This is a genomic window from bacterium, assembly GCA_040755795.1.
Taxonomy (GTDB): domain Bacteria; phylum UBA9089; class CG2-30-40-21; order CG2-30-40-21; family SBAY01; genus JBFLXS01.
In genome coordinates this window covers 1-4,275 of sequence record JBFLXS010000356.1, presented here as the reverse complement: position 1 = coordinate 4,275, position 4,275 = coordinate 1, and the positions used below count along the sequence as shown (strand labels likewise).

The 4,275-nt window shown below is 35.3% G+C and carries 4 protein-coding genes; 2 read left to right on the top strand and 2 right to left on the bottom strand.

Features of this window, described 5'->3' with window-relative positions:
• Positions 1-155: 155 nt before the first annotated feature.
• On the bottom strand, positions 156-1,034 hold the full coding sequence (locus AB1414_16485) for a DUF58 domain-containing protein (protein ID MEW6609016.1): 879 nt from the start codon (positions 1,032-1,034) through the stop codon (positions 156-158).
• 293 nt (positions 1,035-1,327) lie between these two features.
• Here AB1414_16485 and AB1414_16480 point away from each other — a divergent pair, with 293 nt between their 5' ends.
• Both AB1414_16480 and AB1414_16475 read left to right on the top strand, forming a co-directional pair.
• Positions 1,328-1,534 carry a hypothetical protein gene (locus AB1414_16480; protein ID MEW6609015.1) on the top strand — a complete coding sequence of 69 codons (207 nt, stop codon included), beginning with the start codon at positions 1,328-1,330 and terminating at the stop codon, positions 1,532-1,534.
• A gap of 90 nt (positions 1,535-1,624) precedes the next feature.
• A complete protein-coding gene (locus AB1414_16475; protein ID MEW6609014.1) occupies positions 1,625-3,067 on the top strand; it encodes an HD domain-containing protein in 1,443 nt (480 codons plus the stop codon).
• A 162-nt stretch (positions 3,068-3,229) separates the two neighbouring features.
• Here the strand turns inward: AB1414_16475 and AB1414_16470 are convergent, their stop codons facing one another.
• Complete coding sequence (locus tag AB1414_16470) at positions 3,230-4,075, bottom strand: CpsD/CapB family tyrosine-protein kinase (GenBank protein MEW6609013.1); 846 nt, start codon at positions 4,073-4,075, stop codon at positions 3,230-3,232.
• Positions 4,076-4,275 lie beyond the last annotated feature (200 nt).

Genomic DNA, 4,275 nt, shown 5'->3' with positions numbered 1-4,275 from the left:
CTTTAATTTTTTTTGGATTGACCCCGCCAACATAAAGTTTAAATTTACTTCTCTTTACCCTCAGATCTTACATAAAATGGAGGGAAAAAACATACCCTCCATCTTTTAGTTTATGTCAACAGCCTGTCGAGATGTGACCCCCTATTTGCCCTAACTTACCTAAACCTTTTTGCTCGTTTGATAAAAAAGTTCATAAGTGGTTCTACATAGGATTTATTTGTCCAAATATCAATTGAATCTACGCCAATCCCGCCAAATAATTTATTAAGTTGATTTTGTTTTTTAAGATTCAATTCACGGAAAGTATTACGAAATGATATATCAGATGTATCAATTAAAACATCTTCTTGTGTTTCTGCATCTTTTAGTTCTATAAATCCCACATCTGGTAATTCTATTTCTCGTGGGTCAATAATATTAATCGCGATAACATCATGTCGTTTATTAGCAATCTTTAATGATGTTGCATAATCTTTAGCTAAAAAATCTGAGATTAAGAATACGACTGCTTTTTTTCTGATGATATGACTTAAATATTCTAAGGCACAATTAATATCTGTTCTGGTTGCTGATGGTTTAAAATATAAAAGTTCTCTTAACACGCGCAGAACATGTTTTTTACCCTTTTTAGGTGGAACAAACTTCTCAACTTTATCCGTAAAGATGATTAATCCTACTCGGTCATTATTTTTTATAGCAGAAAATGCCAGCAATGCACTTATTTCTATACCTATCTCGCTTTTCATTTGTGCGACTGTCCCAAATTTATTTGAGGAACTTGCATCTATGACGAGTATAACGGTTAATTCTCTTTCCTCACAGTATTTTTTTACATAAGGATGAGTCATTTTTGCCGTTACATTCCAATCAATATTTCTAATATCATCTCCAAATTGGTATTCGCGCACTTCAGTAAATTCTATCCCTCTACCTTTAAATACAGAGTGATACTCGCCCGCAAACATTTCACTGACTAAATTACGCGTTCTAATCTCAATCTTTTTGACCCTTTTTAAAACCTCTTTTGGAATCACATTACTTTTCCATTTTTCATTATACTAACCAATCCATAAAAAGTCAAGTAAAATGAATAAAAATATTTTAGGCTGGCTTAACTCATTGCTAATTATAGCGTTATGAATATTTTAATAAAAAAGTTATAAAATTTCACTTGACAAATTTATTATTTTCTGTATAATTAAGGTCAGACCCAATCTGTGGATTTGTGAAGGGAAAATATCTTAAGAGAAACCATAAATTAATCAGTGTGAGATAAAAAAAGGCTATTTTTCTAAGGCAGCCTTAGAAAAGGAGGTGAAAGGATAAATTGATGCAGATAATGAGATTGATAATGTCATTCTGCCTGGTAGTAGGAGTCGTTACAATTCTGTCAAGTTGTGCACCACCAGCAAAAGAAGAGGCTCCACCAGCTACTACGGTAGAAGAAGAAGAAGCAACAGCACCTGAGGAAGAAGCAGTAACAGAAGAAGCAGAGGAAGTAAGTTCAGAAGAAGCACCAGCTGCAAAAGAATAAGTAAGGAATACGAAAAAAAATTAGAAAAAAAAGGAGGAGCAAGATGTAGAATTTGCATCTTGCTCCTTTCTTTTTTACCATTTACCAAAGATGAACATAGATAAAATAAAAATCTGCAATCCGCCCCTTTCAATAATAAAAGATTTATCTATTAAGATGAATCTCCCTCTATACCTTGTCGGAGGATATATTCGAGATTTCCTGGTAAATCGTGAGTCTAATGATTATGACTTTGCAATAAAAGGGGATGCCTTATTTTTTGCTAAAAAAGTGGCTGAAGTTTTAGGCGGAACCTTCATTCTCTTAGAAGAAGAAAGAGGAACAGCAAGGGTTGTCTGTAAATCAAAAAACCAGACACTAAATTTAGACTTTAATAATTTTAAAGGAGAAAATATATCTGAAGACCTGCGGATGCGAGATTTCACCATAAATGCCCTTGCCATAGATTTAACATCTGCAAATATTGAACTTATTGATAAAAATAATGGCGTCCAGGACCTTCAAGAAAAAATTATCCGCATTATCTCTCCTGATACATTTCAAGATGACCCATTACGAATGTTAAGAGCGGTTCGGCTGTGTTGCGAATTAGGATTTGAGATAGAAAAGGATACTTGCTCGACCATTGTTAAGTCAAAAGGATTAATTTCCAATGTTAGTGCAGAACGAATTACTAATGAAATTTATTTAATATTATCTTCAAAAAATTCAAGTTTTTTTATAACCCACTTTGATAAATTAGGATTGTTTGAAGAAATCATTCCAGAAATTATACCTTTAAAAGAGATTAAGCAAAACGGCTATCATCATTTATCTGTCTTTGAACATTCCATAGCGACATTAACTCAGTTAGAAGGTATAGTTTCAAGCCTTAAGAGATTATTTCCCGGATGGCATAATGAAATAAGAAAATATTTAAACGAGCCTATAACTAAAGAACATAACAGATTGGTTAATCTCAAGCTCATCTCATTACTCCATGATATTGGCAAATACGGAACGATGACACAAGAGATTTCTGGTAAAATCAGGTTCATTGGTCATGAAATATTGGGGGCTAAAATCTCCTCAAAAATCGCCAGCAGGCTAAAATTGGGCACGAAGGAAAAAAAGATGATTGGATTAATCATTCGCAATCATATGCGTCCGGGCTATCTTATTCAAGCACCAACACTTACTAACCGCGCTCTGCATCGATTCTTTAGAGATATGGGGCAAGAGGGGATAAGTAGTTTATTACTCACATTAGCAGATAGATATGCGACCATAGGACAAAAGGTTTCTCCTGAAGACCTGCACAAATACTACCAAACAATCAATAATATAATAGATAAATTCTATTCTCCTTCACCGACGATTATGCCGCCGAAGATACTTAAAGGCAATGAGATAATGGAACATTTTGGACTTCCCTCTGGACCACTGATAGGTAAATTATTAAGAGAAGTAGAAGAGGCATTTGTTGATAAGAAAATTAAGAATAAGCAAGAGGCATTGGCATTCCTTGCCAGTTCACTTAAAATAAAGATATAGTAATTTACCGTAACATTTTAGCCATCTGAAGTGAAATTCAGGTAATCAGTTATCGGTCATCAGGTTATCGGTAAAGGGAAAAGATCAATTGGTTGTTACCGATTACCGATTACCTGATTACCGATTACCTTGCACTTCATTTGGGTAAATAGTTACCTTTTTTTATGCGTAGTGATAATATCCATATTGGTAGCCATAACCATAGTGATATAGGTATTTTGGAACAAAATGTTCTACATTTGTCAGAACAAATCCCAGAACCTTAGCGCGTGCGGCTGTGAGTAGTGCTTGACTTCTTAAAACTGCCTCTCGTTGTGTTCTCCATGCCTGAACAGCGAATATTACTCCGTCAACATAATCGGCAATAATTCCAACATCTGTAATAGCTAAAACTGGTGGGGTATCAATAATTATGTAATCAAATTTTGTTCTTAATTCATTTATCAATTCTTTCATTTTATATGAGCCAAGTAATTCTGCAGGATTAGGTGGTCTTTTGCCACAAGGAAGAATGGTTAAATTCTCCACTTTACCCGTGTGTAACACAGATTCAATATCGGCATCATAAAGAAGGATTTCAGCTATTCCTTTATTGGAATCTATTCCCATCATTTTATGCACCATTGGTTTACGGAGGTCACAATCACATAGAAGTATTTTTTTATGAAGGTCCTGAGCCATAACTACGCTTAAATTAACCGCCGTAGTTGTCTTACCTTCCTGATGTAAAGCACTGGTAACCGCAATGACACGCGGGGGATTTTCCGGTGTAAGGCGTTGAATATTAGTCCTTAGAATGCGATACTGTTCTGCGATAGGGGCTTTAGGGTCATGATAAGTGACTATTCGAGAATCTATCCCTCCACCTTTCCTGCTACTTGCCACATACAATGAAGGCGGCGGAACAGAAATCTTCTGCCTTTTTGTCTCTCGCATTCCATTATCTTCTAACTCATCTTTTTGAGGTTCCATATTAGACTTTTTTGATTTCTTGTTTAATTCATCCATTTTGGCACTCCTTCTATCCTGGGCACTGGTTAAATGGTAACTGGTAATTGGTTAAATGGTTACCAATCACCAGTGTAAGCATTCAGTTAACAGGTGTCAGGTATCAGTGTTCAATGCTCAACTTTTAAGAGAATTAGGGACATCGTAACCGTTCAGGGTGTAACGAAGGGGAAATGGAGAAATCAGGGAAAAGGGGAAAA